We start from the raw sequence: 7,323 nt of genomic DNA on the forward strand, positions 1-7,323 counted from the left end.
AAACTGTCCAAGGGCATCTGGCGTGTTTCTGCTGCAGGGTAACCCTCAGGTTATTGAAGAAAACACTTTAGCAGGTTAATGAAATAGCGCGACTAAAATCCAACAACTACCTTGACACAAAGCGCCCCATGGAGTTTCATTTTTCTTGCCTTGCAGGCCGGGCATTCTCCGCCCCCTCCGCAGCAGTCTCCCCCGCCTAAAGTGACGTGGAAAATATGGCGGCAGGCCAGGACAAAGAGGACCGCAATGATGGCAAGGACGATATAAGTTCCGATGGACATAGTACCTCCTTATTTCTTATGAATTAAATCTATTTCAAGCAGTTAGCTGTCAGCCGTTAGAAAGTCATTCAGAGGGAATAGGACTCTGACTATTTCCTTTAAAGAGAAAAGGCGGCCCGCCCGGAGCCGCCTTTTCCTGTAGAGGAGTGTTGGTGGCTGGAAATAATCGCTTCAAGGGAGAATGTGGACGATAACCGTAGGGATTCATTGTCCAGCCACTTGATTTCCTATAACTAACCACTAACGAATTTACTGATCGCTGATCTGACTCAGGCTTCCTGCCCTACTGCGCCGGGCTCTTTTTCCTTCGGTGCGGGACGGAAGATGAAGTAGAGCGCTGCCAGGGAGAGGATGATCGCTATGCCCTGGGCAATTCCGAAAGCGGCGTCATAGAAGAGCCAGCTGCCAAGGTTGTAGGCTACGAAAGCCATGCAATAGCCGAGAACAAGCTGGAAACCGATGGCAATGGCTGCCCATTTGCGGTCTCCCATTTCTCTGGCAATGGTTGCGATGGCAACGACACAGGGTGGGTCGAAAAGATTCAGAATCATGTAGGAGAAAGCGGCAATTGGAGTAAACATGGTTGCAATTCCGGCCATGACTGCTTCTTCTTCTGCATCATCAGCTACACCATTCAGGACTGCCAAAGTTCCGATAGCATCTTCTTTTGCCATTTCTGCGGAAATAACGGCTACGGCTCCTTTCCAGTCGCCCAGGCCCAGCGGAGAGAAGAACCAGGAAATCGCATGACCGAAGCCGGCCAGCATGGATTCTTCAATGTCTTCTACCATTTCGAGGGAAGTATTGAAAGTGGAGAAGAACCAGATGATGCAGCATACTGCGAAAATAATGGTACCTGCTTTAATGATGAAGCCTCTTGCTCTTTCCCACATATGGATGAGTACGCCTTTGAGGGCCGGTACATGGTAAGCAGGAAGTTCCATGACAAACGGTGCCGGATCACCGGCAAATACGGAAGTCTTCTTCAGGGCAATACCTGCGAGGACAATGACAGCAATACTGAGGAAGTACATAGACGGAGCCATAAATACGGAATCCGGGAAGAACGCGGAAGTAATCATGGCAATGATGACTGCTTTTGCGGAACAAGGAATAAAGGTGCAGAGCATGATGGTCATTCTGCGGTCCCGCTGATCTTCAATGGTTCGGGTAGCCATAACTGCCGGAACGCCACAGCCGCTGCCCACAAGAATCGGAATGAAGGACTTGCCGGAAAGGCCGAATTTTCTGAAAATACGGTCCATAATGAAGGCAACGCGGGCCATGTAGCCGGAGTCTTCCAGAACGGAGAGGAAGAAGAAAATGGCAAGAATCTGGGGAACGAAACCAAGGACAGTGCCCACGCCGCCGATAATGCCGTCAACCACAAGGCTTTCCAGCCATTCCGGAGCTTCGATGGCTTCCAGGAATCCACCGGCTGCATCGGTAACGATGCCGCCGAAGAAATCATCATTCACCCAGTCCGTAATCGGTCCGCCGACAACGGAGCAGGCAATATAGTAAACAGCGGTCATAATAATGAAGAAAATCGGAAGAGCCAGAATTCGGTTCGTTACGATCCGGTCAATCTTGTCCGAAGTGGTCATGGTATGAGCGGCTGTTTTTCTCTTCAATACATTATCGATAATCTTTGCGATATAGCCATAACGCTGATTGATGATAATGGATTCGGAATCGTCATCCATTTCATCTTCACAGTCTTTGATATGGCCTTCGAGATGGGTCATAACCTTCGGGTCCAGCTGGAGGGCACCGGTGGCTTCTTCATCTCTTTCAAATACCTTGATCGCATACCAGCGGCAGAAACGTTCTTCTACCTTCGGTGCAATGGTTTCTTCAATGTGCGCGATGGCATGTTCTACGGAACCGGTAAATACGGAAGGACGTTTCACCTGCTGTTTTGCTTTTGCTGCTTCAATGGCTTTTTCAGCAGCTTCCATGCAGCCTTTTCCCTGAAGGGCAGAGATTTCCACCACTTCACAGCCCAGTTCTTCGCCCATTTTCTTTACATCGATGGTATCTCCATTTTTCTTGACGAGATCCATCATGTTGATGGCCATAACTACCGGCAAACCGATTTCAATAAGCTGGGTGGAAAGGTACAGATTTCTTTCCAGGTTCGTGCCATCAATGATATTCAGGATGGCATCCGGCTGTTCATTGACCAGGTAATTCCGGGCTACCTTTTCTTCCAGGGTGTATGGAGAAAGGGAATAAATTCCCGGCAGGTCCTGGATGATGACATCTTTATGACCTTTCAGGATTCCGTCTTTCTTCTCTACCGTAACGCCGGGCCAGTTGCCTACATACTGGGAGCTGCCGGTGAGTTCATTAAATAATGTGGTTTTCCCGCAGTTCGGGTTGCCTGCGAGAGCGATTCTGATTGACATGGCTGCTCCTTTCTTATTCTACTTCAATAGCTTCTGCTTCATTCTTGCGAATGGAAAGCTCATAACCGCGAATGGTCAGTTCCAATGGATCTCCCAGAGGAGCTACCTTTCGTACATAAATTTCCACACCTTTCGTGATGCCCATATCCATGACCCGGCGGCGGAGTGCCCCTTCTCCATGAATACGCTTCACTTTTGCGGTAGCGCCTACAGGCACTTCCTTCAAAGTCTTCATTCTGAATTCTCCCTTTCTTTTTCTATATCGTAGAAATATTAGAAATAAATTTTCTGAGCCATGGACTTATCCAGCGCCACTCTGGAACCTTTCACCTGAACGATGAGGTTTCCGCCCATATGACTCACGATGAGGACCGGGGTATCTACGACAAACCCGAGGTCTGCCAGATGCTGCCGGACTTCATCCTTACCGGAAATACGGCGGATCGTCACTGTATCCCCTTCCTTTGCAAAAACAAGAGGCATCAATTCTATCACCCCGTTTCCAGTTATTTGATAACAACTCTCGTTATTACGTTTCCATGATAGTCTATGCTAATTCGATTAGTCAATATGCCAAAATTATTTTTACTGGCAGTCCATTTTATTTTTATTAATTATACTTATATTTGTTGTCATTAAAAGAATGATTTTATTCCCTTAAATTGAATATTAGTGTAACTAACTGATTAAAAATAATATTGTGTAAATTTAGAACCAAAAAAGAAACTTTCGGAAATAAAGTGCCTAAAAAGTCAGCAGTTAGCAGTTAGCAGTTAGCCGTTAGCCGTTACCGGGGAAGCCGGATTGAAATACCGTCTTTGATGACTTTGCATTGGGGTTAATGAATAACAGGTGAAAATCTGTATTCTGTAAGGAAACTGTATGTGAGACAGCTGTACATCGGGGTTAATGGGTAACAGGTAATGAGGAAAACCGCAGCCCTCATAATTTCCCTGCTTCCCCTTGAGGGGAAGCTCCTGCGAAGCGGGTGAAGGGGTGTACTACCGGTACGCGGAAAATGTTGAACTTTCACCAGAATTGAAGATAAATCAGGTCATGCCAGTTGAGCGCCGAAGGCCCACATATATACTCTGCGCCCGAAGGGCGCCACCTTCCCTGACCCCTGGTCCCCAATTCCTGATTCCCTTGACTCAAACCAGCTGTGCCTATATGATGAAATAAAAAGGAGGTGCCAAAAGGATGAAACGCTGGATCATGCATGTGGACATGGATGCTTTCTTTGCATCCGTAGAGCAGCGGGACAATCCTGCATTAAAAGGGACTCCCGTCATCGTGGGGGGCCTTTCGAAACGGGGAGTCGTGGCTACGGCTTCTTATGAAGCCCGGAAATTCGGCATTCATTCTGCCATGCCCATTTCCAGAGCCCGGGAGCTCTGCCCCGGCGGCAATTTCGTGGTACCAAGATTCGATGCCTACAAGGAAGCATCCGACGAAATTCATGAAATCATGCTGCACTATGCAGACGCCTATGAACCGATTTCCCTGGATGAAGCCTTTCTCGATATTTCCGGCATGGGAAGTCACTATCCCACTTTGGGAGCCATCGGAAGGGCCATCAAGAAAGAAATCAGAGATAAAACGAAACTCGTGGCCTCCGTAGGCATCGCACCCAACAAATTTCTTGCAAAAATGGCCAGCGACATGGATAAGCCGGATGGCCTGTGCATCATTCCCTATGGGAAAGAAAAAGGAATCCTCCGGCCTCTCCCGGTCCGCCGCCTATGGGGCGTGGGAAAAGTGACGGAAGAAAAGCTGATCCGTGCCGGCTTCAATAGTATAGGGGATATCCAGGATGCCCCCGAAAGCGCCCTCACCACCCTTCTCGGGACGAATCAGGGCCTCCTCCTGAAACGTCTTTCCTATGGTCTCGATGACCGGCCGGTGGAAGGAGACAGGACCATCAAATCCATCGGCGATGAATCGACCTACGAAAAAGATCTGACCAACCTGTCGGAAATCGAGCGTCAGATTGCCATGCACAGTGATATCGTGGCCCGGCGGCTGCGAAAACAGGACCTCACTGCAAGGACCATTACCCTTAAAATCCGTTTTGCCTCTTTTAAAACCATCACCCGTTCCCGGTCTCTCGATGACGGGACGAGCCTTCAGGAAGAAATCTGCGAAAATGCACTGCTTCTTCTCAAAAAAATTCCTGTCCACGAAGGAATCCGTCTCATCGGCGTCACGGCTTCCAATCTGGGGCCCCCTATTTCTATGGGCTCCCTTTTCGATGACCATAAGGAAAAAAGAAACCGTGCCGCCAGGGCCATGGATGAAATTCAGGAAAAATTCGGAAAAAAGGCACTGCAGAAGGGGTTCTGGTTGGAGAATGATGAAAAGTGAACTTTTAACTCTGTTCAAAACACTGTCTGTAAAAGTTATCAGTAATGGTGGCCGCCCTCAGAATGGAAAGGCGGCCTTATATAAAATTGGTACATTTTCAATAATAACTATGGATAAAAATGGCCCGCTATCCAATCTAATGCGGGCCTCTTTCACTGATAACCGGAAACTGATAACCGATAACTAAACAACGCAGAGCCATCCCCTCTGTATCGTGCTATAATGGATACACAATAAAAAACAAAGCGAGGTGCTGACTCATGGTTAATGAAGAACGGATGAAGAAGACTTTCACCGATCTGGTCAAAATTTACGCTCCCAGCAAGGGAGAACGGGACGTGGCGGAATACCTGAAGAAGGAACTCAAAAAGCTGGGTGCCGCCAAAGTCATTGAAGACAATAACGGTTCCGTCAATGGAGGAAATACAGGAAATATTATTGCCAAATTCAATGGCAATGCGCCGGGACTTCCTTCCATCGCCTTTACGGCCCATATGGACTGCGTGGAAAACTGCAAAGGCATCGAGCCGGTCCTGGAAGACGGCATTTTCCATTCCAAAGGATCTACCATTCTGGGAGGCGATGACAAAGCAGGCGTCACAGCCATTCTGGAAGGTCTCCATCTCATGAAGGAAATGTACATTCCCCATGGCAAAATCACCGTCATTTTCACGGTACAGGAAGAAATCGGCCTTTACGGCTCCAAGTTTATTGAAGAAAAATACATCAATGACATCGATTTCGGCTATACCCTGGACGCTGACGGCCCGGCCGGGTCCCTCTTCAATGCCGGTCCTTCGGAATATCTGATCGATGTCACCTGTAAAGGCGTAGCAGCCCATGCAGGAATCTGCCCTGAAAAAGGAACAAGCGCCATCCGGATGGCAGCCCTTGGAATTGCAGCCTGCCCTCAGGGACGGATCGATTTCGAAACCACCTGCAATCTGGGAACCATCGAAGGCGGAACGGCTACAAATATCGTTCCGGACTCCTGCGTCGTTCATGGCGAAGCCAGAAGCCGGAATGAAGAAAAACTGGAAAAAGTAGTAGCAGAAATGGAAAAAGCCTTCAAAAAGGCAGCCGAAGGATTCCCTGAAGGAAGCCTTGAATTCCACAAGGAAAAAGCCTACGATGCCTTCAACGTGAAGGAAACCGACCCCTGCCTCAGGCTTTTCAAAGGCGCCTGCGATGCAGCCGGATTTAAAATGTCCGTAGCAGCCTCCGGAGGCGGGAGCGATGCCAACTGGTTCGGGACAAAAGGTTTCCCCGCAGTCCTTGCCGGCGTAGGCATGAAAGATTTCCATACAAACAAAGAAAACCTCGCCCTCAAAGACCTCTTCGAAGCCGGGGAACTGGTCTACAGAATCATCGAAGCCGAAAGCCATTTCGGACATTGATTGGCTCCAGTATGAACGACCGGAAATTCATTTATTAAAATCACTTTTCTTTAGAAGTTATCAGTTGGCAGTTCTCAGTTAACAATAAATGTGGCCGCGCCTCAAATGAGAAGCGCGGCCATTTTTAATGGGAAAAGCTGATGGGTAATGGCTAATAGTCCGATGACCGTAAATCCATTCCGTCACTAAAGCCGCACATTGGGGTTAATGGGTTACAGGTGCAATCGCTGTAATCCCGTTCCGTCGTTGATACTGTGCATTGGGGTTAATGGGTTACAGGTGCAATTGCCGTAATCCCATTTCTTCGTTGAAACTGTACATTGGGGTTAATGGGTTACAGGTGCAATAGCTGTAATCCCGTTCCGTCGTTGAAACTGTACATCGGGGTTAATGGGTTACGGGTGCAATTGCCGTAATCCCGTTCCGTCGTTGAAACTGTGCATTCGGGTTAATAGTTTACAGGATGGATGACTTTTCGTTCACTCAAACCGGGAAACTGTACATTGAGGTTAATGGTTAATGAGGTCAATCGCAGCCCGCACTCTCTCACTCAACCCCCTTGAGGGGAAGCTCCCGCAGCAGGCGGGGGAAGGGGTGTACTACAGTTACCCGGCAATATGCTTGATGATTTTTGAAAATTGGAATGAAAGATAATCATGCCAGCTGCACGCCGAAGGCCAATTAAAAAAATCGGGGCTGTACAATAATGAGCAATCATTTTGTACAGCCTTTTTGCATCTCGGCTACCTGAGGTAAAAAGCCCCCCAATGGGCTAAAACATCAAAAAAAGGGCATAAAGCCCCCTTTCCCCCAGATTGTTGAGTCTGTTGGATTTATGCCCGTGCCTGGTTTCTCTGTTCTTTTCGCCGC

The 7,323-nt window shown here is 48.2% G+C and carries 6 protein-coding genes; 2 read left to right on the forward strand and 4 right to left on the reverse strand.

Annotation, left to right across the window (positions count from 1 at the left end; genetic code table 11):
• Positions 1-92: 92 nt before the first annotated feature.
• The 4 genes from VZT47_RS08690 to VZT47_RS08705 form a co-directional block, all read right to left on the reverse strand.
• On the reverse strand, positions 93-281 hold the full coding sequence (locus tag VZT47_RS08690) for a hypothetical protein (protein ID WP_330224570.1): 189 nt from the start codon (positions 279-281) through the stop codon (positions 93-95).
• Positions 282-550: 269 nt separating this feature from the next.
• Positions 551-2,692 carry a ferrous iron transport protein B gene (gene feoB, locus VZT47_RS08695; RefSeq protein ID WP_330224571.1) on the reverse strand — a complete coding sequence of 714 codons (2,142 nt, stop codon included), beginning with the start codon at positions 2,690-2,692 and terminating at the stop codon, positions 551-553.
• Positions 2,693-2,705: 13 nt separating this feature from the next.
• On the reverse strand, positions 2,706-2,927 hold the full coding sequence (locus tag VZT47_RS08700) for a FeoA family protein (RefSeq protein ID WP_330224572.1): 222 nt from the start codon (positions 2,925-2,927) through the stop codon (positions 2,706-2,708).
• 38 nt (positions 2,928-2,965) lie between these two features.
• Positions 2,966-3,175, reverse strand: a complete 210-nt coding sequence (locus tag VZT47_RS08705; RefSeq protein WP_330224573.1) for a FeoA family protein — start codon at positions 3,173-3,175, stop codon at positions 2,966-2,968.
• Between the two features lie 717 nt (positions 3,176-3,892).
• On the opposite strand from VZT47_RS08705, the gene VZT47_RS08710 reads away from it, so the two are divergent.
• Together VZT47_RS08710 and VZT47_RS08715 are read left to right on the forward strand one after the other, a co-directional pair.
• Positions 3,893-5,056, forward strand: a complete 1,164-nt coding sequence (locus VZT47_RS08710) for a DNA polymerase IV (protein WP_330224574.1) — start codon at positions 3,893-3,895, stop codon at positions 5,054-5,056.
• A gap of 260 nt (positions 5,057-5,316) precedes the next feature.
• Positions 5,317-6,453, forward strand: a complete 1,137-nt coding sequence (locus tag VZT47_RS08715; protein WP_330224575.1) for a M20/M25/M40 family metallo-hydrolase — start codon at positions 5,317-5,319, stop codon at positions 6,451-6,453.
• Positions 6,454-7,323 lie beyond the last annotated feature (870 nt).

The organism is Dialister sp., assembly GCF_036343215.1.
Taxonomy (GTDB): domain Bacteria; phylum Bacillota; class Negativicutes; order Veillonellales; family Dialisteraceae; genus Dialister.